General features: G+C 63.5%; 22 protein-coding genes. 15 read left to right on the top strand and 7 right to left on the bottom strand.

The window, feature by feature from the left end:
- Nucleotides 1-108: 108 nt before the first annotated feature.
- The 12 genes from VWP12_RS10000 (at nucleotide 109) to VWP12_RS09945 (ending at nucleotide 13,791) form a co-directional block, all read left to right on the top strand.
- Nucleotides 109-1,182 carry an ABC transporter permease gene (locus tag VWP12_RS10000; protein WP_410474001.1) on the top strand — a complete coding sequence of 358 codons (1,074 nt, stop codon included), beginning with the start codon at nucleotides 109-111 and terminating at the stop codon, nucleotides 1,180-1,182.
- Between the two features lie 254 nt (nucleotides 1,183-1,436).
- Nucleotides 1,437-1,835, top strand: coding sequence for a winged helix-turn-helix domain-containing protein (locus VWP12_RS09995; RefSeq protein WP_125197941.1), 399 nt, complete (start codon nucleotides 1,437-1,439; stop codon nucleotides 1,833-1,835).
- Nucleotides 1,832-2,668 carry a ferritin-like domain-containing protein gene (locus tag VWP12_RS09990; protein WP_410474000.1) on the top strand — a complete coding sequence of 279 codons (837 nt, stop codon included), beginning with the start codon at nucleotides 1,832-1,834 and terminating at the stop codon, nucleotides 2,666-2,668. Before VWP12_RS09995 ends, VWP12_RS09990 begins: the two co-directional genes overlap by 4 nt.
- Nucleotides 2,665-6,189, top strand: coding sequence for a DNA polymerase III subunit alpha (dnaE, locus tag VWP12_RS09985; protein ID WP_410473999.1), 3,525 nt, complete (start codon nucleotides 2,665-2,667; stop codon nucleotides 6,187-6,189). Before VWP12_RS09990 ends, dnaE begins: the two co-directional genes overlap by 4 nt.
- 192 nt (nucleotides 6,190-6,381) lie before the next feature.
- Nucleotides 6,382-7,515 (top strand): hypothetical protein, encoded by a 1,134-nt coding sequence (locus tag VWP12_RS09980; RefSeq protein ID WP_410473998.1) that lies wholly within the window; start codon nucleotides 6,382-6,384, stop codon nucleotides 7,513-7,515.
- 13 nt (nucleotides 7,516-7,528) lie between these two features.
- The gene (locus VWP12_RS09975; RefSeq protein WP_410473997.1) at nucleotides 7,529-7,849 is read left to right on the top strand and encodes a hypothetical protein; all 321 of its coding nucleotides are present in this window, start codon (nucleotides 7,529-7,531) and stop codon (nucleotides 7,847-7,849) included.
- A 950-nt stretch (nucleotides 7,850-8,799) separates the two neighbouring features.
- A complete protein-coding gene (locus VWP12_RS09970; RefSeq protein WP_250105589.1) occupies nucleotides 8,800-9,036 on the top strand; it encodes a DUF4160 domain-containing protein in 237 nt (78 codons plus the stop codon).
- The gene (locus VWP12_RS09965) at nucleotides 9,017-9,256 is read left to right on the top strand and encodes a DUF2442 domain-containing protein (RefSeq protein ID WP_410473996.1); all 240 of its coding nucleotides are present in this window, start codon (nucleotides 9,017-9,019) and stop codon (nucleotides 9,254-9,256) included. The genes VWP12_RS09970 and VWP12_RS09965 overlap by 20 nt, the downstream gene beginning before the upstream one ends.
- Nucleotides 9,257-9,269: 13 nt before the next feature.
- Nucleotides 9,270-9,569 (top strand): HigA family addiction module antitoxin, encoded by a 300-nt coding sequence (locus tag VWP12_RS09960; RefSeq protein ID WP_410474966.1) that lies wholly within the window; start codon nucleotides 9,270-9,272, stop codon nucleotides 9,567-9,569.
- Between the two features lie 538 nt (nucleotides 9,570-10,107).
- Complete coding sequence (locus tag VWP12_RS09955) at nucleotides 10,108-11,913, top strand: AMP-dependent synthetase/ligase (RefSeq protein ID WP_410474965.1); 1,806 nt, start codon at nucleotides 10,108-10,110, stop codon at nucleotides 11,911-11,913.
- Nucleotides 11,914-12,113: 200 nt separating this feature from the next.
- Nucleotides 12,114-13,430, top strand: a complete 1,317-nt coding sequence (locus VWP12_RS09950) for an OmpP1/FadL family transporter (RefSeq protein WP_410473995.1) — start codon at nucleotides 12,114-12,116, stop codon at nucleotides 13,428-13,430.
- Between the two features lie 124 nt (nucleotides 13,431-13,554).
- Nucleotides 13,555-13,791 (top strand): YdcH family protein, encoded by a 237-nt coding sequence (locus tag VWP12_RS09945; protein WP_322520802.1) that lies wholly within the window; start codon nucleotides 13,555-13,557, stop codon nucleotides 13,789-13,791.
- A gap of 306 nt (nucleotides 13,792-14,097) precedes the next feature.
- On the opposite strand, the gene purN is transcribed toward VWP12_RS09945, so the two are convergent.
- Together purN and purM are read right to left on the bottom strand one after the other, a co-directional pair.
- Complete coding sequence (purN, locus tag VWP12_RS09940) at nucleotides 14,098-14,763, bottom strand: phosphoribosylglycinamide formyltransferase (RefSeq protein WP_410473994.1); 666 nt, start codon at nucleotides 14,761-14,763, stop codon at nucleotides 14,098-14,100.
- Entirely contained in the window at nucleotides 14,763-15,812 is a 1,050-nt protein-coding gene (gene purM, locus VWP12_RS09935) for a phosphoribosylformylglycinamidine cyclo-ligase (protein WP_410473993.1), read from the bottom strand. The genes purN and purM overlap by 1 nt, the downstream gene beginning before the upstream one ends.
- 114 nt (nucleotides 15,813-15,926) lie before the next feature.
- On the opposite strand from purM, the gene VWP12_RS09930 reads away from it, so the two are divergent.
- Nucleotides 15,927-16,271 (top strand): DUF2007 domain-containing protein, encoded by a 345-nt coding sequence (locus tag VWP12_RS09930; protein WP_410473992.1) that lies wholly within the window; start codon nucleotides 15,927-15,929, stop codon nucleotides 16,269-16,271.
- A gap of 132 nt (nucleotides 16,272-16,403) precedes the next feature.
- Nucleotides 16,404-16,748: a high-potential iron-sulfur protein gene (locus tag VWP12_RS09925; protein WP_410473991.1), complete on the top strand. Its 345-nt coding sequence runs from the start codon at nucleotides 16,404-16,406 to the stop codon at nucleotides 16,746-16,748.
- A 220-nt stretch (nucleotides 16,749-16,968) separates the two neighbouring features.
- Here VWP12_RS09925 and VWP12_RS09920 read toward each other — a convergent pair whose 3' ends face one another.
- Complete coding sequence (locus tag VWP12_RS09920) at nucleotides 16,969-18,684, bottom strand: glutamine--tRNA ligase/YqeY domain fusion protein (RefSeq protein ID WP_410473990.1); 1,716 nt, start codon at nucleotides 18,682-18,684, stop codon at nucleotides 16,969-16,971.
- A gap of 103 nt (nucleotides 18,685-18,787) precedes the next feature.
- The gene (locus tag VWP12_RS09915; RefSeq protein ID WP_410473989.1) at nucleotides 18,788-19,369 is read right to left on the bottom strand and encodes a nitroreductase; all 582 of its coding nucleotides are present in this window, start codon (nucleotides 19,367-19,369) and stop codon (nucleotides 18,788-18,790) included.
- A 193-nt stretch (nucleotides 19,370-19,562) separates the two neighbouring features.
- On the opposite strand from VWP12_RS09915, the gene infA reads away from it, so the two are divergent.
- Nucleotides 19,563-19,781, top strand: coding sequence for a translation initiation factor IF-1 (infA, locus tag VWP12_RS09910; protein WP_058574334.1), 219 nt, complete (start codon nucleotides 19,563-19,565; stop codon nucleotides 19,779-19,781).
- 167 nt (nucleotides 19,782-19,948) lie between these two features.
- Here infA and clpA read toward each other — a convergent pair whose 3' ends face one another.
- The 3 genes from clpA to VWP12_RS09895 form a co-directional block, all read right to left on the bottom strand.
- Nucleotides 19,949-22,237, bottom strand: a complete 2,289-nt coding sequence (gene clpA, locus VWP12_RS09905) for an ATP-dependent Clp protease ATP-binding subunit ClpA (protein WP_410473988.1) — start codon at nucleotides 22,235-22,237, stop codon at nucleotides 19,949-19,951.
- Between the two features lie 151 nt (nucleotides 22,238-22,388).
- On the bottom strand, nucleotides 22,389-22,757 hold the full coding sequence (gene clpS, locus VWP12_RS09900) for an ATP-dependent Clp protease adapter ClpS (RefSeq protein WP_125197957.1): 369 nt from the start codon (nucleotides 22,755-22,757) through the stop codon (nucleotides 22,389-22,391).
- 126 nt (nucleotides 22,758-22,883) lie between these two features.
- Nucleotides 22,884-23,951 carry a S49 family peptidase gene (locus tag VWP12_RS09895; protein WP_410473987.1) on the bottom strand — a complete coding sequence of 356 codons (1,068 nt, stop codon included), beginning with the start codon at nucleotides 23,949-23,951 and terminating at the stop codon, nucleotides 22,884-22,886.
- Nucleotides 23,952-24,004 lie beyond the last annotated feature (53 nt).

The raw sequence follows: 24,004 nt of genomic DNA, 5'->3' as shown, positions 1-24,004 counted from the left end.
AGCCGCCATGTCGTTATCGCGCGGGTGGGCGCGTGCTTCGTTGGCATGGCTTAATTGGTTGTCTCAAGCCGCGCAGAGCGGTGTCACGATCCATAAAGAGGCTCCTTGATGTCGATCGTTGATGCCGGAGCGGACACGGCCGTCACCAAGGGCAGTGGCACCGAGGGGCAGGTTTCCACGGCGGCACGTGCCTGGAAACGTTTCCGTCGCCATCGGCGTGGCTGGATCAGCCTGTGGGTGTTCCTGGCGCTGTTCGTCCTGAGCCTCGGTGCCGAACTGATCGCCAACGACCGGCCGCTGCTGGCCCAGTACCAGGGCGAGCTGCTGTTCCCGCTGTGGAACGACTACCCCGAGACGCGCTTCGGCGGGGACTTCGCCACCGCCGCGGATTACACCGACCCACATGTGATCGAGCTGATCGAGCGCGACGGCTGGGTGATCCGCGCGCCGATCCCGTTCTCCTTCGACACCATCGACTACTACAACGAAGAGCCCAACCCGGCCGCGCCGAACAGTCGCCACCTGCTGGGCACCGACGATCGCGGCCGCGACGTCGCCGCGCGCCTGATCTACGGCTTTCGCATCTCGGTGCTGTTCGCGCTCGCCCTGACGGTGATCGGCACGGCGATCGGCGTGCTCGCCGGGGCGGTGCAGGGGTATCTCGGTGGCAAGACGGATCTGGTCTTCCAGCGCTTCATCGAGGTCTGGGCGGCACTACCGGAGCTGTACCTGCTGATCATCTTCGCCTCGATCTTCGAGCCCTCGATCGGGCTGCTGCTGGCCCTGCTGGCCCTGTTCGGCTGGATGGGGCTGTCGGACTACGTGCGCGCCGAGTTCCTCAAGGGGCGCAACCTCGACTACGTTCGGGCCGCCCGCGCGCTGGGGGTCTCGGGGCCGAGGCTGATGTTCCGCCACCTGATGCCCAACGCCATGACCCCGGTGATCACCTTCCTGCCGTTCCGCATCTCCGGGGCGGTGCTCGCCCTGACCAGTCTCGACTTCCTCGGTCTGGGCGTGCCGCCATCCACGCCCTCGCTGGGCGAGCTGCTCTCGCAGGGCAAGTCGAACATCGACGCCTGGTGGCTGTCGGTCTCGACCTTCTTCGTCCTGGTCGGCACGCTGGTGCTCCTGATCTTCGTCGGCGAGGCCACCCGCGACGCGCTCGACACCCGCCGCGGCTGAGCCAGCCCACCGTAGGAGCGGCTTTAGCCGCGATAGGCAGGTTTCCGCGATTGGATTTCGCGCCTGAAGGCGCTCCTACGGAATTCACAATCGTGAGGTAAACCTCGCTCAAGAGGGCCGCTCTAGCGGCCGCCCTGGCGACGATGGAATAAAGCGCCAGATTCCTGTCCTTCCCTTGCCACCCGCCCGACCCGCTCGGGTATCATGGGGCGCATTCATTCTCCCCCACCCGCCCCGTCACGGATCGATCGCGCATGCCGAAGAAATCCCGCCAGAATCGCCTTCCTGGACAGGCCTATGCCCCGGGCATCCACGCCCGGCTGTGGCTGATTGACGAGGCCGGCGAGCACTATCTGGGCGTGGGCAAGGTGCGGCTGATGGAGGCAATCGACGAGCTCGGCTCGATCAGCCACGCCGCCCGCACCCTGGGCATGAGCTACAAGCGCGCCTGGTCGCTGATCCAGGAGGTCAACCAGCTCGAGGACGAGCCGTATGTCGCCAAGGAAGTCGGTGGCGCCGGCGGCGGTCACGCCACCGTGACCGAGACCGGGCGGGCCGCGATCGCCCGCTACCGCCAACTCGAGGACGACCTGCGCGACTTCTTGAGCCAGCGCGCCCAGAAGCGTGGCGCCAAGCGGGGAGGGCGGGCATGACCGACACGCTCCGCGAGCGCGCGGGCGGGGCCCTGCGCGACAACGACCCCGCCACCAAGGCCGATGCCGTCCGCGCGCTCTATGACGAGGCGATGGCCATGCCGGATGCCCAGGTGCTGCTCCCGCCGGCGTCGGTCGAACCGGTACCCGACCCGGGCCGTCCGGCGCGCCCCGAGCTGGTCGCCCCGCGCGACGTCCCCAAGCGCGGCCCGGCCACGCCCGAAGGCCGCGCGTCGATGGCGCATTCCTTCGCGCATATCGAGTTCAACGCCATGAACATCGGCCTGGACGCCTGCTACCGCTTCGATGCCATGCCGGCGGATTTCTACCGTGACTGGCTGTCGGTGGCCCGCGACGAGGCCAAGCACTTCGAGTTGCTCAATGCCTACCTGCGCGAGCGCGGCTACGAGTACGGCTCGTTCCCGGCCCACGCCAGCCTGTGGGAGACCGTTCACGGCACCGAGCACGACGTGCTGGTGCGCATGGCGCTGATCCCGCGCGTGCTCGAGGCCCGGGGGCTGGACGTGACCCCCGGCATCCAGCGCAAACTCGCCCAGTACGACGACCAGCCGCTGATCGACATCCTCGATGTGATCTACACCGAGGAAATCGAGCACGTTCATATCGGCACGCGCTGGTTCCGTTACGCCTGCGAGCAGCGCGGCGTCGATCCGCGCACCACCTTCCGCGAGCTGTTGCAGCAGTACATGAGCGGGCGCATCCGCGGCCCCTACGACGAGTTCGGCCGCAAGGCCGCCGGCTTTACCGACGGCGAGATGCAGGATTTGAAGGACATGGAAGCCGAGACCCTCGCCATGCTGGAGGGCAAATGAGCTTCGTCCACCTCCACGTGCACAGCGAGTACTCGCTGATCGACGGCACCCTGCGCGTCAAGGACGCGGTCAAGTACGCCAAGGAACGCGGCATGCCCGCCATCGCCCTGACCGACCAGGGCAACCTGTTCGCGATGGTGAAGTTCTACAAGGCCGCGCTGGGTGCCGGCATCAAGCCGATCTTCGGCGCGGACTGCTTCGTCTACGAGAACGCCCAGACCCCACCGTCGCGCGTGGTGCTGCTCGCGCAGAACGACACCGGCTTTTTGCACCTGACCGAACTGCTCTCGCAGGCCTACTGCGAGGGCCAGCACGACGACCGGCCCTGCCTGAACCGAGACTGGCTGAGTCCTGAGAAGACCGATGGCCTGATCGCGCTGATCGGCGTGGACAGCGATCTTGGTCGTGGTCTCGTCCACGGGCTGGATCATGTCGTCGACGAGGCGCTCGCCTTCTGGACCCAGCGCTTCCCCGACCGGCTGTATCTCGAGCTCACGCGCACCAACCGCGTCAACGAGGGCGCGTTCATCGAATCCGCCGTGGATCTGGCCATCGCGAAGAACCTGCCGGTCGTTGCCAGCAACGACGTGCGTTTTCTCGACCAGTCGGACTTCGAGGCCCACGAGGTGCGGGTGTGCATCAACCAGGGCCGCACGCTCGAGGACCCGCGCCGCCCGCGCGACTACTCCGACCGCCAGTACCTGCGCACCGCGGCCGAGATGCGCGAGCTGTTCGCCGACATCCCCGAGGCGATCGACAACAGCCTCGCCATCGCCGAGCGTTGCAACGTCACCCTGAAACTCGGCGAGAACTTCCTGCCCAACTTCCCGACCCCGGCGGGGCAGAGCGAATCCGACTATCTCCGCGAGCTCTCCGCGCAGGGGCTTGAAGAGCGCCTCGAGCGCGTGCCGGCCGAAGACCACCAGACCTACCGCGAACGGCTCGAGCGCGAGCTGGACGTCATCATCCAGATGGGGTTCCCCGGCTACTTCCTGATCGTCGCGGACTTCATCCAGTGGGCCAAGCGCCAGGACATCCCGGTCGGGCCGGGGCGGGGCTCGGGCGCGGGCTCGATCGTCGCCTGGGCGCTATTGATCACCGACATCGACCCGATGGCCTACGACCTGCTGTTCGAGCGGTTCCTGAACCCCGAACGGGTCTCGATGCCCGACTTCGATATCGACTTCTGCATGGAAGGGCGGGACCGGGTGATCGACTACGTCGCCGAGCGCTACGGCCGTGACGCCGTCTCGCAGATCGCCACCCACGGCACCATGGCCGCCAAGGCGGTGGTGCGCGACGTCGGCCGGGTGCTGGGCTACCCCTACGGCTTCGTCGACCGCATCGCCAAGCTGATTCCGTTCAAGCCGGGCATGGACGTCTCACTCGACGACGCCCTCGGGCGCACCGAAAAGAGCCAGAAGGAACCCGAGCGCTACTCGGCCGACTTGAAGGACCTCTACGACCGCGACGAGGAGGTCCAGGCCATCATCGACATGGGCGGCGCCCTGCAGGGCCTGCCGCGCTCGGTGGGCAAGCACGCCGGCGGGGTGTTGATCGCGCCCTCCAAGCTCACCGACTTCACGCCGATGTTCTGCGAGGCCAATCACGCCTCGCCGGCCTCCCAGCTCGACAAGGATGACGTCGAAGCCGTCGGTCTGGTGAAGTTCGACTTTTTGGGCCTGCGTAACCTCACCATCATCGACTGGGCGCTGAAGGCGATCAACGCCTCGCGTGAGCAGGCGGGCCAAGAGTCGATCGACATCTCGGCGATCCCGATGGACGACCCCAAGAGCTTCGAGCTGTTGAAGCGTTGCGAGACCACCGCAGTGTTCCAGCTCGAGTCCAAGGGGATGAAGGGCCTGATCAAGAAGCTCCAGCCGGACAACTTCGAGGAAATCATCGCCCTGGTGGCCCTGTTCCGCCCGGGGCCGCTCGATTCGGGCATGGTCGACGACTTCATCTTGCGCAAAAAGGGCGAGCAGGAGGTCGAGTACCTCCATCCCTGGCTCACAGAGGTCTTGAAGCCCACCTACGGGGTGATCGTGTACCAGGAACAGGTCATGCAGATCGCCCAGATCCTGGCCGGCTACACCCTGGGCGGCGCCGATCTGCTGCGCCGGGCGATGGGCAAGAAGAAGGCCGAGGAAATGGCCAAGCAGCGCCAGATCTTTCTCGATGGCGCATCGGCGAAGGGCGTCGACGTCGACCAGGCCGGCTACATCTTCGACCTGGTGGAGAAATTCGCCGGCTACGGCTTCAACAAGTCGCACTCGGCCGCCTATGCGCTGGTCGCCTACCAGACCGCCTGGCTCAAGGCCCACTACCCGGCGTACTTCATGGCCGCCGTGCTTTCCGCGGACATGGATAACACCGACAAGGTGGTCGGCCTGATCGAGGAATGCCGCCGCATGGAGCTCGACGTGGTGCCGCCGTCGGTGCAGCGCTGCGCCTACCGCTTCACCGCCGGCGGCGAGCGCGAGATTGTCTATGGCCTCGGCGCGATCCGCGGGGTGGGCGAGGGCGTCATCCAGCGCATCGTCGAGGAGCGCGGCGAGAATGGACCGTTCCGCGACATGAACGACTTCTGCCAGCGCGTCGGTGCCGGCACGCTCAACAAGCGCGTGCTCGAGGCCATGGTCTGCGCCGGGGCGCTCGACGAGCTCGGGCCCTCACGCGCCGCCCTGCACGCCCACATCCCCGAGGCGATGAAGGCGGCCAGCCAGGTTGCCAACGCCGCCGAGGCCGGGATGAGTGATCTGTTCGGCGGCATGGACGAGCCGGAGACGGCCGTCGCCAGCCCGATCAAGCCGTTGCCCGAATGGTCGGATGACGAGCGACTGCGCCTCGAGAAGAACATGCTCGGGCTGTACCTCACCGGCCACCCGATCAACCAGTACATCGACGAGATCAAGTGCTTCATCACCGGACGGCTGGACGAGCTGACCGACAAGGCCGAGGCCGCCGCGGCCGCTGCCGGCGGTGGCTTCGTCCGCGGCACGCCGGCCGTGGTGGCCGGGCTGTGCGTCGCCGAGCGCACCATGCGCACGCAGGGCGGCGACAAGCAGCTGTTCATCACCCTGGACGATGGCCACGGTCGTGGCGAGATGCGGTTGGTGGGCGATGACATCGAGACCCTGGCCGACCGCGTCGGCCGCGACCAGCTGGTGATCGTCGAGGGCGACGTCTCCTTCGATTCCTTCAACGGCAACCTGCGCATCCGCCACAAGCGGCTCTACACGCTCGGCGAGGCGCGGGCGCGCTTTGCCCAGTGCGTCACCGTGGCGCTCACGCCCGACTGCGGCATCGAGGCGACCGAGCGGTTGCTCGATATCGTCGAGCCGTTCCGCGAGGCGGAGGGGCTGCCGGTGATTGTCGAGGTGCAGAGTGAGTTGGGGCGTGGGGCGTTTCGTCTGGCCGACGAGTGGCGGGTGGCGCCGGAGGCTACGTTGATGGAGCGGTTGGAGGAACTGGATACCGTTACTCGGGCGGCGGCGTACTATCCGGGGCGAAATCTTTAGTCTTGCGGCAAACAATATTGTTTTTTTTAGTTTAAGCATACTTCACGGAAGATAAATAGGTGGGTTATGAGTCGGTGGGAAGAGAATTTTGATAATCACCCAGTCCACGAAGCGCTCACTCAGCTAAGGGATTGGGTCGAGTCAAGGGACGATGAGCTTAAATCTGGCGAAACGTCAGAACGGCGTAGGTTCTTGAAGACTATTGATGCTTTAGAGAACATCCTTTCCAAAGTCGATAAAGAGCTTGCCCCAACAAATCATCTGGACTCTCTGAATAATAACCTTCGGCATCAAAATATTTGGAATCAGGCTCAGGGGTATTTTAACTCGGGTCAAGTTCAGAATCTGATCAACTCAAACAACCACATGGTTGGTCCTCTGGCCAGCCTTTCAATATTTCGAGGCCTTACTAGATCTGATGACATTCAGATTGATATTAAAAGAATTGAGTCTCAGATAGACGAGGTTTCAGATTTCCTGTCTAGGAAAAAGAATGAATCTTTAGATCGTCTTCAGGAGTTGAATGACGAAGTCGATTATTCCAAAAAGGTTTTGGATGATCTCGAGAAGCAAGTTGAAAGCCGAAGAAGTGAGGTTAACTCACAAATGTCAAAATGGCAGGAACAATTCTCCGAGTCTCAGGAGAAAAGGCTGTCTTACTTCTCAGGGATCGTTGAAAAAGCTGAGCAGGATTTTTTGTCTGAGAAGCGCGAGGTTCTAGATAACGCCGAAAGTGAATTTAATCGACATGCTACGCACCTTAGTGACCGATCCAAAGATATTCTCGCGGATTCTGAGTCTAAGCATAAGGCAATACTCGAATTATACGGCCTTGCCGCCGGTGATACCGTTGGCGGAGGGTATCAAAAGACTGCCGATGAAGAAGGTGGAAAAGCTAACAATTGGCGAAGGCTTTCGATAGTGTTTGTCGTTCTAACCGCGGGTTGGTTGTTATATGTTTATGGTCATCCACCTATAGACTCAGACCCTCAATCGGTTGTCTGGGCTAGATTGATTACGGTCTTTTCCATGTCGGCCGTCTTGTTGGGTGGGGCCGTATTTTCGGCTCGGCAATCAAATCGGCATCGTGATAATGAGAAGAGGTCTAGATGGTTTGCTCTGCAGGTGAAGGCCATCGATCCATTTCTAAGTTCTCTGGAACGATCTGAGCAGAGCCGGATTAAGTCTGCTTTGAGTGAAAAGATGTTTTCCAATGGAGTGGATCAGTCCGGTGATCGGAAACCTGTCCGCTCCGATTACCTTAGTGAGGACTTTGTGGTTAGAGTTGTAGACACTCTCGCTCAATATTCCCGACACAACAATTAGGGGATGGTTGTGTATGTTTTTGGTTGATATTCCGAGTCGTGAGGTCAAGGACTACCTTGATTGGGTCAAAATTCTTTTGTCTATTTGTTCGGCGGCTATATTTGCTTTGCTGTTTAAATACCACGATATAGATCCCTTAGCAGTAGAAATAAAGATTTCCGCAGCTTTGTTTGTGTTGTCTTTGTTTTGTTTTTTGCTCTCTTATGTGGGTCTAGTGGAGCATAAGGCGAGGTCGCGTCGTGTTCCACGGAATGCGTTGATATTAGTTTTGGGTTCTGGTTGGCTTTCTTTTGCATTGTCTTTTCTGTTTTTGCTAGGCCCGCTTTTGTTGTAGTCCGGACTTCGGCATTCTGAAGAGGTGGAAGGCGGGCTTCCTACAGACCCCAATATGGGGTCGGACCCAGCCAAATATATGATATTGCTGCCGCCAGTGGCTTGAGCGGCGGCTTTTCTTGTCTTAGAGCGTCAATTTCTGCGGTTAACTGGTTTCCTAAACGAGGAGCGGTTCGTCATCACCCGGCGGACTGTTTCACGCGCCGTTAGCTCGGAGCACTACTCATCTGGCTCTGTGCCTGGCGCGCGAGTCGGTTTTCTTGCTTGTCCAAGAAAACCGACGAAAAGAAGGACACCCCGACGCCTTGGCCCTGCGGGCCTGATCGCTGCCGCGATCAGCCTCGCGAACGGGGCATCGCGGACGGGTCGGTTCGACGCGACGTCCTGTCGCGGCGAACCTCGGGCCGCCGTCCTTGGCGGCCCGACCCTGCGATTCCCCGCTCGTGAGGCAAGGCGTAAGGGGGCTCACCCTTCGATTGCAATTGCTAGGCACGCTCAAGCGGCGTGTTGCCTTTGGGTTTTTGCGGTTCGAATGTCCCAAGAGGTCGAGGCGTCAATCGGACCGCACGGCGGTAGACGAAGGTTTGCCCCCTTTCGGCTTGCCTCACGGCCGGCGGCTGGCCGGGGTCGGAGCGACATGGACGTCGCTCCGAGGCTCGCCGCGACACGATGTCGCGTCGAGCCGGCCCCGAAGCCAGCCGGCGGTCGTGAGGCTTCAAGAGCGGACAACAGTCCGTCCTTGAAGGCCCGAAGGGCCAAGCCGACGGGGTGTCCTTCTTTTCGGGTATTTTCTTGGACAAGCAAGAAAATGCCCTCGCGCGCCAGGCCCGGCGTTTGCTCCGTGCCGCATTGCGCAATCGGCGTGCGAAACGTTCCTTCATACCATGTTGATGAACGTCGGAATTGTGCAATGATCGTGTGATAGCCCAAGTAGCTAACGCAGGGACGCGTATGCCAACGGTACTTCGATCTGGACCCTATCGATTCTTCTTCTACAGCAACGAGCACGGTGAGCCGCCGCATATTCACGTGCAGCGGGATCGCCTCTTGGCGAAATGCTGGCTTAAGCCAGTTGCGCTGGCGAGTTCGAGCCACTTCCCGTCCCATGAACTCCGGACCATAATGGACATAGTTCGGAAGAATCAGGACACCTTCCTGGAGGCCTGGAATGAGCACATTGGCGGTTGAGGCGCAGCCCCGAGCTGAGCGAGTATTTTTCGGTGACGACGACATTACAGTAGTGCTTGTCGATGGTCGCAAGATCAGCGTGCCGTTGGCCTGGTTCCCATCGCTCGCGGGCGCCGATCGGAAGCAACTTGAGACGTTCGAGTTACTCGGAGACGGTGAGGGCATTCATTGGCCCGCACTGGACGAGGACATCAGCGTCAAGGGATTGTTGCGCGGTTGATCAGATGGCGAACATCATCGATAACGGCATGCGCCCGGTCCACCCGGGCGAAATCCTGCGTGAGGACTATCTCGAGCCGATGGAGCTGAGCGCCAATGCGCTGGCCAAGGCGCTGAAGGTGCAGCCCAGCCGCATCAACGACATCGTCGTCGAGCGCCGGGTCGTAACGGCGGACACGGCATTGCGCCTGGCGCGGTACTTCGGCACCACGGCGCGCTTCTGGCTGAACCTGCAGATGGAATACGAGTTGCGTCGCGCCGAGATTGAGCGAGGCGACAGCGTCACCCAGGAGATCGATCCGGTGGCCATCTGATTCGATCGGAAGGTGCCGAAATGCCAAATTTCTGCATGGCGTGAAGCGAAGGTGTCATCCCCTTTCGGCTTGCCTCACGGCCGACGGCTGGCCGGGGGCGGAGCGACAGGGACGTCGCTCCGAGGCTCGCCGTGACAGGAGGTCACGTCGAGCCGGCCCCGAGCCATCCGTCGGTCGTGAGGCCTCGAGGTCGGACAGAAGTCCGGCCTCGAAGGCCCGAAGGGCCAAGCCGTGGGGTGTCCTTCTTTTCGGGTGTTTTCTTGGACAAGCAAGAAAATACCCTCGCACGCCGTGCACGGCGGCTGCGCTAAGTCGCACCACGCAAGCGGCGTGCGAAACCCCTCCCACGCCAGTTCATCACCTCGTCTCCGAGTCCTTGGTCTAGGTGATAAATGGCCTTGCAACAGGCTTTCGCCCCTGATGGGGCATAAAACTCTCTGCCGTTACCTCCCGTAACCGCACTGTTACACTCCGGCAAGTTCAGGATGTTAGCCGGAGGAAAACGATGTCCTCGCCCAACCCGACCCACGCCAGTCACTTGGCGGATCACCGCGTCACGCCTGCCCAGGCCGTCAACCTGAGCGGGCTTTTTTTCGAGCGCGTCGCGCGCACGCCCGAGGCGATCGCGTATCGGCAGTACGATCCCGGCTGCCAGGACTGGATCGACACCACCTGGGGCGACATGGCCTATGAAGTGGGTCGCATCCAGGCGGCGATGAAGCGTGACGGCCTGGAGGCGGGTGATCGCATCGCGATGATGCTGAAGAACGCGCGCGAGTGGGTGCTGTTCGACCAGGCCGCCCTGGGTCTCGGGCTGGTGACCGTGCCGCTGTACACGGACGACCGGCCACAGAACGTGGCGAAGATCATCAAGGAGACCGGGGCGAAGCTGCTGGTCGTCGATGGCCGGCGCCAGTGGCGGGGGCTCGAGGCCGTCTCCGACGGGTTCGAGACGCTCAAGCACATCATCACGCTCGCGCCGGTCGACGTGGAGGACGGCGCCAAGGACAAGCACCTGGAGTCCTTCGCCGACTGGACCTTCGGCGCCCGCGGCGAGCCGGTGCGCCTGGAGGCCGATGGCCAGACGCTGGCATCGATCGTCTACACCTCCGGCACGGCCGGGCGGGCCAAGGGCGTGATGCTCACGCACAGCAACATGCTGGAGAACGCGTTTGCCTGCTCGAAGGTCGCCTCGATCACCGGGAACGACCTGTTCCTCTCATTCCTGCCCCTGTCGCATACCCTCGAGCGCACCGGCGGCTATTACCTCCCCATGATCTGCGGCTCGACCGTCGCCTTCGCCCGCTCGGCGCAGCAGCTGGGCGAGGATCTGGGCATCATCAAGCCGACCCTGCTGATCTCCGTGCCGCGCGTCTACGAGCGCGTCTACGACCGCATCGGCTCGGCCCTGAAGAAGAAGGGCAAGGTCGCGCAGACCCTGTTCGAGCGCACCGTGTCCGTGGGCACGGCCCGCTTTGAGCGCGCTCAAGGGCGCGGCGGCAGTGCCGTGAAGGCCGCCTTCTGGCCGCTATTCGACCGTCTCGTGGCCCATAAGCTCCGCGAGCGTCTCGGCGGCCGGCTGCGTTATGCCATCTGCGGCGGGGCGCCGCTGTCTCCCGAACTGGCGACGTTGTTCACCGGCATTGGCGTGCCGGTGCTGCAGGGCTACGGCCTGACCGAGGCCAGCCCCGTGGTCTCCGTCAACCGCCCCGAGGACAACCGCCCCGAAACCATCGGCACGGTGCTCGAGGGCGTCGAGGTGCGTCTCGGCGAGCACGACGAGCTCCTGGTCAAGAGCGCCGGCGTGATGCAGGGCTACTGGAAGAACGAGGAGGCCACCGCGACAGCCATCGACGAGAACGGCTGGCTGCACACCGGCGACCAGGCGGCGATCGACGAGGATGGCCACATCCGCATCACCGGCCGGCTCAAGGACATCATCGTCATGGCCAACGGCGAGAAGGTGCCGCCGGCGGCGATGGAGTCCGCCATCGGCCTCGACCCGCTGGTCGACCAGGTACTGGTGTTGGGCGAGGGCGAGCATCAGCTCGCGGCACTGGTGGTGGTCGAGCCGGAAACCTTTGCCGGTCTGATGCACGAATTCGACATGGATCCCGAGGACCCGGAAACGCTCACTGACCGCTTTGTCGAGCGGCTGGTGCTCAAGCGCGTCAACGCCCGTCTCGAGGACTTCCCCGGCTACGCGCAGATCCGCCGCGTGAAGATCCTCACCGAGCCGTGGACCATCGAAGACGGGCTGATGACGCCCACGCAAAAGCTCAAGCGCCCGCTGATCGAGAAGGAACACGCCGAAGACATCGCCGAGCTGTTCGCCGGGCGCTAGCGTCATGGTAGGAGCGGCTTTAGCCGCGATTGCTCCGCGACAACCGCGGGGCAAATTCAGCCTATCGCGCCTGAAGGCGCTCCTACGGTGCGCTCGCTAGAAGCGACCAGTCCGTCACGGAAATCAAATAGAAAAAACCAAAGGAAAGAAAGAGGAGTCCCACCGTGAACCGTATCCACAAGACCACCCTGGCGACCGCCGTGTCGCTGTCGATGGCCATGATGGCCGGTCAGGCCCAGGGCGCCGGCTTTGCGCTGATGGAGAAGAACGCCACCGACCTCGGCCAGGCCTACGCCAACCTTGCCACGGGTAACGGCCAGGCTAGCGGCATGATCGGCAACCCGGCGGCGATGACGCAGATCGACGGGACCGCCGTTTCCGGCGGCATCAACTACATCCGTCCATCGTTCGAGCTCCAGGCCGGGGCGACCTCGCAGAGCGCCTTTGGCCCGACCGTTGGCGGTCTGGGGGGCGATGCGGGCGAGTCCGCGATGATCCCGAACGCCTCCATCGTCCACCAACTCAACGAGCGTACCCGCGTGGGCGTGGCGCTGACCGTGCCGTTCGGGCTCGCCACCGAGTACGACGAGGAGTGGCTGGGTCGGTACCATGGTATCGAGAGCCGAATCGAGGTGATCGACATCAGCCCCTCGATCAGTTTCGACATTACGCCGGATTGGACTGTGGGCGGCGCGATCAACATCCAGCGCGCCGAGGCGAAGCTGACCTCCGCATTCGCTTTTGTCCCCCCCACCCCTCCGAACCAGAACCCTCCGACCCAAGACCCTGATAATTCTTTAGGTGGCTCTTCGGGGTCGGTGAGCGACGGCCACGTAGAGATTGAGGGTGATGATTGGGCTGTGGGTTACACCGTGGGTGCCTTATGGCAGCCGACGGACCGCACCCGGCTGGGCGTGAGCTACCACTCAGGGATTGATCACAAACTAAAGGGTGATTCCGAATTCAGGTTGCCAACAGAAAACGTGCTATTCAATACGATTGCCGGACCTACCCAATTCGACGCCACGGCCGGGTTGGATTTGCCGCCAAGCGTGGCGGCAAGTCTGACTCATCGGTTCAGCGACACAGTAACCGGCTCGCTTGGCCTGCTCTGGACCGGTTGGTCCAGCTTCGAGGAGTTGAGGGTGGTGCAGGCAAATGGGCAGGAGTCGGTTACGCCGGAAAACTGGGACGATACCCTGCGTGTCGCCATGGGCGGTGAATGGGAGTTCGCCCCGCGCTGGACGCTGCGCGCTGGCGCCGCCTATGATCCCACCCCGGTACCCAGTGCGGAATTCCGCACTGCCCGCCTGCCGGATGCCGATCGCATTTGGGGTTCGATTGGCCTGGGTTACGCCTTCAACAAACACTGGTCGGTGGATGTTGGTTATACCCATATCTGGCTGAATGACAGCACGATCGATAACTCGACCTCTCCGCCGCTCTCCGACCGCTTGCAGGGCGAGTACGAAGGCAAGGTCGACATTCTCGGCCTGCAGGTCAACGCCCGGTTCTAAAATCGCTGGAGGTGATTCCCGAGCGATGCGCTCGGGGGACGCCTGTCGGCTTAGGCGCTATGATCTAGGCTGGTGTCGGCCGGATGTTCCGGTCCGTTTTTTTATCCGAAAACAGAGGTGACCGATGCAGGTAGACCATCACGATCTCGCCCATGAATTCCCGGAGTTCAAGGAGCGCATTCACGAGCTCAAGACCAGCGACAACCATTTCCACAAGCAGTTCGAGCGTTACGACGAGCTGACCAAGGAAATCGAGCGGCTGGAGAAGCAGGACGAGCCGGTCACCGACGAGCACATGGAAGAGCTCAAGAAGCAGCGCCTCGCGCTCAAGGACGAGCTCTACGCCATGCTCAAGGGCTGATCGGTCCGCCCGATGGCACGTGACGAGGGCCCGCCTGGTTCAGGCGGGCCCTTTTCTTTTCTCATGGGAAAGCGGTGAAGGTGCTCGGTGCCGGGACGGCCTACGCGCTCAGCTTGCTTCTGATGGTAGTTATGCCGTGGCTGGTCGGTCGGGCGGGGCGGTTATAACCACGGTAGGAGCGGCTTTAGCCGCGAAGGGGGAGCGTTCCCCGGGTATCGCGGCTAAAGCCGCTCCTACGGGAATGCCTTCACGTCATTTGCCGAAAACGCAGGGATACGGCGCCGGGCGAATGCCGGGAGCTGCCTGCTACGGACTCGGCGGGACGATCAGCGCGCCGGAGGCATCGACTACCGCCGGGCGGCTCTGCTTCTCGGCTTGCTCGAAGTCGATCTTGCCCTTGACCAGCCAGTCGATGGCGAGCGGGTAGAGCCGATGCTCGACACCGTGGATGCGCTGCTTGAGTGACTCGACGTCGTCGTTGTCGAGGATCTCCAAGCGCCCCTGCACGATCGGCGGGCCGGCATCGACGGTCGGGGTGACGAAGTGCACGGTCGCGCCGTGCTTGAGGTCGCCGGCCTCGAGCGCCCGGGCGTGGGTGTTCATGCCCGGATACTTCGGCAACAGCGACGGGTGGATGTTGATCAGGCGTCCCTGGAACCGGTCGACGAAGCCGTCGGTGAGGATGCGCATGAAGCCGGCCATGATGATCCAGTCCGGACGCGCCTCGTCGATCACCGTGGCCAGCTCGGCATCGAAGGCCTCGCGGTCGGGGTAGGCCTTGTGGTCGATCAGCCGGCTGGGGATGCCGTGCGCCCGGGCTCGTTCGAGCGCGTAGGCGCCGGGACGGTTGACTACCAGCAGCACGATCTCGGCGTCGAGCCGACCGTTCTCGCAGGCATCGATGATCGCCTGGAAGTTCGAGCCGTTGCCGGAGGCCAGTACCACCAGCCTCGCTTTGTTCGCCGCTGCCATCAGCGGTAGGTGACGGGCTCGCCGTTACCCCGCTCGACGATCTCGCCGATCACCCAGGCGTTCTCGCCGGCCGCCTGCATGGCCGAGACGGCCTTCTCGACCTGGTCGGCGGCGACGATGACCACCATGCCCACGCCGTTGTTAAAGGTGCGGCGCATCTCGCCGATCTCGACGCTGCCCTGCTCAGCCAGCCAGTCGAATACGGTCGGGCGCTGCCAGCTCGACCAATCGATGGCCGCGGCCAGGTGGTCCGGGTAGACGCGCGGCAGGTTCTCGGTCAGCCCGCCGCCGGTGATGTGGCTCATCGCGTGGATGTCGACCTGCTCGCCCAGTGCCTGCACGGCACGGGCGTAGATGCGGGTCGGGGCGAGCAGTTGCTCGATCAGTTGCTTGCCCTCGGTGCTGTTCCAGTCCGGCTGGGCGCGCTCGATGATCTTGCGGATCAGAGAGTAGCCGTTGGCGTGCGGGCCGGAAGCGGGCAGGGCGATCAGCTTGTCGCCGGCGGCGACCTTGCTGCCGTCGATCAACTGGTCCTTCTCGACCGCACCGACGGCAAAGCCGGCGAGATCGTAGTCGCCTTCCTCGTACATCGAGGGCATTTCGGCGGTCTCGCCGCCGATCAGGGCGCAGCCGGCCTGCTCGCAGCCATTGGCGATGCCCTCGACCACCTGGGCGGCCACGTCGACGTCGAGTCGGCCGGTGGCGTAGTAGTCGAGGAAGAACAGCGGCTCGGCGCCGGTCACCAGGATATCGTTGACGCACATGGCGACGAGATCGATGCCGATGGCGTCATGCTTGCCGAGATCGATCGCCAGGCGCAGCTTGGTGCCGACCCCGTCGGTGCCCGAGACCAGTACCGGTTGCTTGAACTTGGATGTATCCAGCGCGAACAGACCGCCGAAACCGCCTAGGCCACCCATGACCTCGGGGCGCTGGGTGCGCTTGACCGCCGGCTTGATCCGTTCGACCAGGCTGTTGCCGGCATCGATGTCGACGCCCGCATCGCGGTAGGTGAGGGGGGTGTTTTCCGGGGGAGTTTCCTGGGACATGGCGGTAGGCTGGACGCTTGGATTGAGATGGCGCGTAGTCTACATCAATCTCGGTGTCCGGCGCCCCCTTCTGCGGGTGCCGCAAGGGCGCGAATCGCATTGAATGGAGCGGCAATGAAAACCATCTACCGGGCGGCGGACATCCTCGAGGCGCACATCGTCGCCGGCATGCTCAACGCCGAGGGCATCGAGGCAGAGGTGGCCGGTTTCTACCAGCAGGGTGCGGTGGGCCAGTTGGCCCCGCAGGATTTCGCGCGGGTGATGCTGATTGACGAGCGTGACGAGGACCGTGCCGAGCGCGTGATCGCCGAATACGAACAACGAGAACCCGCCCCGCCAAGTGAGCGGGACCAGGCAAGTGATGAGGCGATGCCCGAACCCGAGGAGTCCTCACGGCTGGCCTGGTGGCTGGTGATTGCTGCCGTGGTGATGCTGGTGGTGAGCTGGGGGATGTCGTGAAGTAAACACGAATGGACGGGAGAATGAGAACCGTTTTTATATTAACAAGTTAACGTTATCTAAATGATTTCCCTGCTGGTGGGAAGCGCGCTACAGTCGAGGTGCTGTCAATCCAGCCAAGGGAGAGGAAACATGACGGATAAGCAATCATCGGAGTTTGACGTGCCGATGGATCGATCGCGCCGGCGATTCGTGGGTGGGGCACTGGCTTCGGCCGTGATCCCGCTGATGGCGATCGTCCCGGCACAGGCGCAGGAGCTCGAGCAGTTGTCCGAGGACGACGCCATGGCCAAGTCGCTGGACTACAAGCATGAGGCCAGTGATGTCGAGCACTCGTCGTACAAGGATGGTCAGACCTGCGCGAATTGCGCGCTCTACCGGGCCGATGCGGCGGGCGACGGCTGGGGCGGTTGTTCCATCTTCCGCGACAAGGCGGTCAAGGGGACCGGTTGGTGCAGTTCCTACGTGAAAGGCTGAGTCCGACGGACCAGGTCATCTGATCTGGCCGCGCAACGAGAAAACGGCCCGGGACTCCCGGGCCGTTTTTTGTGTGCTTAACGGGCCTCTTCGCCCGCGAGGCAAACCGATCACGATGCGGTTCGTAGGAGCGGCTTTAGCCGCGAAACCACGCAAAGTGCCGCCCGAGCCTTTCGCGCCTGAAGGCGCTCCTACGGTTCGTCACGGCCGCCCGGCGGCCTTACTTCCCCTGGCCCCAGGAATCGCGCAACGTCACGGCCCGGTTGAATACCGGGCGCTGGCCGGGCGCGTGTTCCTTCTGGTCGGCGACGAAGTAGCCATGACGCTCGAACTGGTAGATCGATTCCGGCTCGGCGTTCGCCGCGCGTGCCTCGAGATAAACCGACAAGGTGTGGATAGAGTCGGGGTTGAGATCGTCGAGGAAGTCGCGCTCGACGTCCGGCTCGTCACCTTCGCGTCGCGCGCCCGGGGCGGGCACGTTGAACAGGCGGTCGTACTGTCGGATTTCCGTCTCGACGGCATCGCGTGCCGACAGCCAGTGGATGTTGCCCTTGACCTTGCGCGCGTCCGCCCCCGGTGTGCCGGACTTGGTGTCCGGGTCGTACTCGGCGTAGACGCAGGTGACGTTGCCATCCTCGTCCAGGTCGTGGCCGACGTGCTTGATGATGAAACCGTAGCGCAGGCGCACCTCGCCGTCGGGCTTGAGGCGGAAGTATTTCTTCGGCGGGTCGAGGGCGAAGTCGCCGCGCTCGATCCACAACTCCCGGGTGAGTTTCACTTCGCGCTTGCCCCAGTCCGGCTTCTGCGGATGGTTCGGGGCGTGGCAGGTCTCCTCGTGGTCCTCGGGGAAATTCACCAGTACCAACTTGAGCGGGTCGAGCACGCCGATGCGGCGCTCGGCCGACTCGTTGAGCGTCTCGCGCATGCAGTCCTCAAGCACGCCGAAGTCGATGAGGCTGTCGGACTTCGAGACGCCAATGCGATCGGTGAATAGCTTGAAGCCGGACGGGGTAAAGCCGCGGCGACGAGCGCCTTTGAGCGTCGGCATGCGCGGGTCGTCCCAGCCGTCGACATGGCCGCCCTCGACCAGCTGGATCAGTTTGCGCTTGGAGAGCGGCATGTAGGTGAGGTTCAGCCGCGAGAATTCGATCTGCTGCGGTAGCGGGCGTTCGAAGAAGCCCAGGTCGGCGAGCTTGTCGATGAACCAGTCGTACAGCGGGCGATGGTCCTCGAACTCCAGCGTGCACAGCGAGTGCGTGACCCCCTCGATGGCGTCCGACACGCAGTGGGCGTAGTCGTACATCGGGTAGATCGGCCAGTCGTCGCCGGTGCGGTGGTGGTGCGCATGGCGAATGCGGTAGATGGCCGGGTCGCGCATGTTGAGATTCGGCGAGGCCATGTCGATCTTCGCCCGCAGGATGTGCTCGCCATCCGTGAACTCGCCCGCGCGCATGCGGGTGAAGAGGTCCAGGTTCTCGTCGATCGAGCGGTCCCGATAGGGGCTATTGCTGCCCGGCTCGGTCAGCGTGCCGCGGTTGGCCCTCATCTGTTCGGCCGACTGGGAATCGACGTAGGCCAGCCCGGCTTTTACCAGCGCGACCGCGCCCTGGTAGAGCGTCTCGAAGTAGTCCGAGGCGAAGTGCTCGTGCGCCGGGTCACGAAAGCCCAGCCACTCGATGTCTTCGCGGATGGCATCAACGTACGCCTGCTCTTCTTTCACCGGGTTTGTGTCGTCGAAGCGCAGGTGGCAGATGCCGTCGTAGTCCCGCGCCAGGCCGAAGTTGAGAAAGATGCTCTTGGCGTGCCCGAAGTGCAGGTAGCCGTTGGGCTCTGGCGGGAAGCGCGTGGTCACCTTGCCGCCGTAGGTGCCCTTCTCCTGGTCGGCGTCGATGCGGTTGCGGATGAAGTGGCTGATCGGCTCGTTGGATTCGGACATGCTTGCTCGATGGGCCTCGGCTGGCTCGGATGGATGGGGTGGAAGCGGGCATTGTACGAAAAATCGGGCCGCCCGCTGCGGTCCCGGGACGAATGCGGATCGTTCAGCCGTCCCAGCGCTCGATCACAGCCTTGCGGCGGCGTTTGCCGCGCGTCGGGGCGCCTTCCTTGATTTGGCCGATATTGATCAGTCCGATAAGGCGCTCGTTCTTGGCCAAGCCCAGGGCGCGCATGACGTTCTCGTCGTAGACCCGCAGTCCGGTTAGCCAAACGGCGCCGAACCCCAGCGCCTGGGCGGCAAGAAGCACCTGGTGGGTCGCGATGCCGGCAGAGAGCAGTTGTTCGATCTCGGGGATCTTGGCGTGCCCTGGTTCCTCACGGGCGATCGCGGCGATGATCATCGGCGCGCGCTGGGCACGCACCCGCTCACGGTCCAGGGTTTCCTCCTTGGCGTCGGGGTCCTTCTGGCGCATCGCTTCGACGAAGGTTTCGCCGAGACGATCGAGGGCCGGACCGTCAATGACCAGGAAACGCCACGGGTGAAGTCCGCCATGATCCGGCGCACTTTCGGCGGCCTGCAGGATGCGCAGGAGCGTGTCGTCGTCGGGCGCCGGCCCGGTCAGGCAGGTCGGCGGCGTGGAGTGGCGATGGATGAGGGTGTCCACCAGGTCATGGTGTGCGGTCATGTCTGCGGTTCTCGATATAAGGTTGGACGATTTTCGTTCATAATGGCGGGCTTGCGACCAACCTGATTGGTCATCGAACGGGCCGCCCATGTTGAACCATTCGGCACGGTACTCGGCCCGAAGGGGGCGTTTTCTTGGCGCGAGATCGGTTTTCGTCGATAATCACGCCCCATTTCAACCTGCTAGAGGATTTATGGCAAAAGAAGATTACATCGAGATGCAGGGCGTGGTGATCGACACCCTGCCGAACACCATGTTCCGGGTCGAGCTGGAAAACGGCCACGTGGTGACCGCCCACATCTCCGGGCGCATGCGCAAGAACTACATCCGCATCCTGACCGGCGACAAGGTCACGGTGCAGCTGACTCCGTACGACCTGACCAAGGGTCGCATCTCCTTCCGCTCCCGCTGATCCCGCGGTAGGTCCGCCCGAGCCGACCGCCACCGATCCCGACGGACGACCCGGCCACGCCTTGCGTGAGCCGGGAGAGCACGTTTGTGCGCTCGAAAAAGAGCCCATCAAAAAAACGGCGCTCATGGATGGGCGCCGTTGCTCGTTAATCAGGCCATTTGCCACCGTCAGGCCGTGGAGGATTCCTCCGCGACCGATTCGGGTGCTGGCGTGGCGATCAGGGCCGGCTCGTCCTCGTCCATGGTGAAGCGCGCCTTGCCGCCGTCGGCCAGATCGCCGAAAAGCATCTGCTCGGCCAGCGGCCGCTTGAGCTTGTCCTGGATCAGGCGGGCCATCGGCCGGGCGCCGAGCACCACGTCGTAGCCATGCTCGCCCAACCAGTGGCGTACCTCGTCGTCGACCTGCAGGGTGACGTGGTTCGCCTCGAGCTGCTGCTCGAGCTCCAGCAATAGCTTGTCGACCACGTTGGCGATCTGCCGGGTGCCGAGCGAGCTGAACTGGATGATCGCATCCAGCCGGTTGCGGAACTCCGGCGTGAAGCCGCGCTTGATCGCTTCCATCCCGGACGAACCGATGTCCTGGGCGACGAAGCCCATGCTGTTCTTCGCCATCTCCTCGGCCCCCATGTTGGAGGTCATGATCAGGATGACGTGGCGGAAGTCGATGCTGCGCCCGTTGGTGTCGGTCAGCGAGCCGTTGTCCATCACCTGCAAGAGCACATTGAACACGTCCGGGTGCGCCTTCTCGATCTCGTCGAGCAGCAGCACGCAGTGCGGGTTCTTGTGCACCTTCTCCGTCAACAGACCGCCCTCGTCGAAACCGACGTAGCCCGGCGGCGCGCCGATCAGGCGCGAGACGCTGTGGCGCTCCATGTACTCGGACATGTCGAAGCGCACCAGCTCGATGCCCAGCAGTCTGGCAAGCTGCTTTGAGACCTCGGTCTTGCCCACGCCGGTCGGCCCGGCGAACAGGTACGAGCCGATCGGCTTGTTGTCCGGGCGCAGGCCCGAACGAGCCAGGCGGATCGCGGTGGTGATCTGCGCGATCGCCTCGTCCTGGCCGAAGACCACCATCTTGAGATTGCGGTCCAGGTGGCGCAGGACCTCGCGATCCGAGGTGGAGACACTGCGCTCGGGGATGCGTGCCATGCGGGCGACCACGCGCTCGATGTCGCTGGCGGTGATGCGGTTGTCTTCGGGGCGCGGGTGGAGCAGGCGATACTGCGCGCCCACCTCGTCGATCACGTCGATCGCCTTGTCCGGCAGGTGGCGATCATTGATGTGGCGGGTGGAGAGCTTTACCGCCGCCTCGATCGCCTCGTCGGTATAGACCACGTGGTGGTGCTTTTCGTAGCCCTCGCGCAGGCCGCGAATGATGTCGACGGTCTCGTCCTCGGTGGGTTCGGGGACGTCGATCTTCTGGAAACGACGGGTCAGCGCGGCATCCTTCTCGAAGATGCTGCGGTATTCCTGGTGCGTGGTCGAGCCGATGCAGCGCAGCTCGCCCGAGGCGAGTGCGGGCTTGATCAGGTTCGAGGCATCCATCGAGCCGCCGGAGGCCGAGCCCGCACCGATAAGGGTGTGGATCTCGTCGATGAACAGGATCGCGTCGGGCACCGAGCGGACCTTCTTCAGGACGATCTTCAGGCGCTTCTCGAAGTCGCCGCGGTACTTGGTGCCCGCGACCAGCGCGCCGAGGTCGAGCGCGTAGATGGTCGCCTCGGACAAGGCCTCGGGCACCTCGCCGTCGACGATCTTGCGTGCCAGGCCCTCGGCGATGGCGGTCTTGCCGACACCGGCCTCGCCGACCAGCAGCGGGTTGTTCTTGCGCCGACGCGAGAGGACCTGCTGGACGCGTTCGAGCTCGGCGCTGCGGCCGATCAGCGGATCGATCTTGCCCTCGGCGGCCTGCTTGTTGAGGTTGATCGCGAAGTTCTCGAAAGCGTTCTCGTCGGCCGGCTGCTCGTCGGCGGCCTCGACGTCGGCCTGGTTGATCTCGGGCTCCTCGTCATCGACGCCCTCGTCGTCGGCCTCGGGGCCGTGCGAGATGAAGTTGATCACGTCCAGGCGCGTGACGCCGGCCTTGTGCAGCAGGTGCACGGCATGCGCATCCTGCTCGCCGAAGATCGCGGCGAGCACATGCGCGCCGGAGACTTCACTGCGCTGGGCGGCCTGTACCTGCATCACCGCGCGCTGGAGCACGCGCTGAAAGCCCAGCGTCGGCTGGGTCTCGCGCGGGTCGTTTTCCGGGATGCGCGGGGTGGTGCGGCGGATGTGCGCCTCGAGGTCCATGGCGAGCTGGGAGATGTTCGCGTTGCAGCCCTCCAGCACCATGCGCGCGTCGGGATCCTCGAGCAGCGTGTGCAACAGGCTCTCGAGGGTGACAAATTCGTAGTTCTGGCGCCGGGCTCGATCGAACACGCGGCTCAAAGTGGTTTCGAGGGATTTGCTCAGCACCGATCCTCTCCTCCGGTCTGGTGAGGGAACCAGTCAGCGGTTCCCTGGGGTGGCCTGGCATCAGCTAGCAGCCGGGCCGTTGCCCATGTCCCGATGATACGCCGGATTGCGGCGTTGCCAACGGGGTGAGGAATTTCCAGTTTCGTCTCGTTCAATCGGCGCGTTCCATCACGCACATCAACGGGTATTCGTGCTCACGCGCGATCTGGTTCACCTGGCTGACGCGCGTCTCGGCGATCTCGCGGGTGAATTCGCCGCAGACCCCGCGCCCATAGTGGTGCACTTCCAGCATGACGGCGTTGGCCTGATCAAAGGTCATGCCGAACAGTTGCATCAGGATCTGCACCACGAAATCCATGGGGGTGAAGTCGTCGTTCAACAAGAGCACCCGGTACATGGGGGGCTCGTCGCTGACCGCCTGTTCCGAGGCTTCCTCGGTCTCCAGCGGGCGGTAGGTGGTCTGCGGGCCGGCGCTGATGCCGGCAGTAAACGGTACGCGGGTCTGGCGGGTCTGAGTCATGCCCACAGTCTAACCCGAGCGGCGTGCAGGAAGGTCTGCACGAATCCGATGCCACTCTGGCTTGGTGAGTCGTTCGTGATCAAGGCGCGCAGAGCGGTATCGGATTCGTGCAGACCTTACTGTGTCTCAGGGCAGCATCATCGGTCGCGCCGGCTCGCTCTTGACGCCCGTCAGTGCCGAGCCGAATTCCTCGGCCGTCGCGCCCAGCAGTTTTTCCAGACGATTGCTGCGCGGGGTGAGATCGATCTGGTGCTCGACGCCGATGCGGTCGCGAATCACGCCGCGCACACTGTCGAGGCCGTCGATCAAGCCAATTTCCAGGGCGGTCTCGCCGGTGTAGAAGAGCCCGGTGAAGATCGTCTCGTCGTCATCGAGTCGGTCACCACGGCCGGTCTTCACCGCCTCGATGAACTGTTCGTGGATCTCGCCGAGGACACCCTGGAGATACTCGGTTTCCTCGGGATCGCTCGGGCTGAAGGGGTCACCGAGGGCCTTGTTCTCGCCGGCGGTGAGCAGGCGACGCTCGATGCCGAGCTTCTCCATGGCGTCGACGAAGCCGAAGCTGTCCATGCGCACGCCGATCGAGCCGACGATCGAGGAGGGGTTGGCGTAGATCTCGTCGGCCGCGGCGGCGATGTAGTAACCGCCCGAGGCTGCCATGTCCTCGGCCACCGCGTAGACCGGCTTGTCCGGGTACTCCTGCTTGAGCTCACGGATGGCATTGAAGATCGCGCTGGACTGGACCGGGCTGCCGCCGGGCGTGTTCAGACGCAGGACAATGCCTTTAACGTTATCTTCCTCGAACGCCTTTTCCAGCTGCGGGATCACACGACGGGCCTCGGTGGTCTCGCCCGCCGCGATCAGGCCGCTGATATCGATCACCGCCGCGGTGGGTTTCGCGAGGCCGGGCGCGCTGCGATCCCCGGCCGTGAACAGCAGGGTGATCAGGGTCAGTGACCAGATCACCAGCGCGACGGAGACAAAGCGGAAGAACACCTTCCAGCGCCGCGCGCGGCGTTGCTCGACCAGCCCGTGGCGGGCCATGTCGAGCAGGGCGTCGCGCGCCCAGTCCGGCGAGGGCTCGGCCCTTGAGCGCCGCGGCGGTCTTTCCTCGGTCCGCGGCTCACCGGGGTCGAAGTCCGGGCCTCCGGGTGGCTCGATGCGCACGTCGTCTGGCGGTGTGTTCTGGTTCATGCGGGTCTTGCCTGCGTTGTCATCCAAGGTGGTTGCCGGAAGCGATCGCTAGA

The sequence above is a fragment of the Guyparkeria sp. TX1 genome, from assembly GCF_046523965.1.
In the GTDB taxonomy this organism is placed as follows: Bacteria; Pseudomonadota; Gammaproteobacteria; order Halothiobacillales; family Halothiobacillaceae; genus Guyparkeria.
Note: the sequence above shows the minus strand (reverse complement) of the source record. Positions and strands in the feature narration are given on the sequence as shown.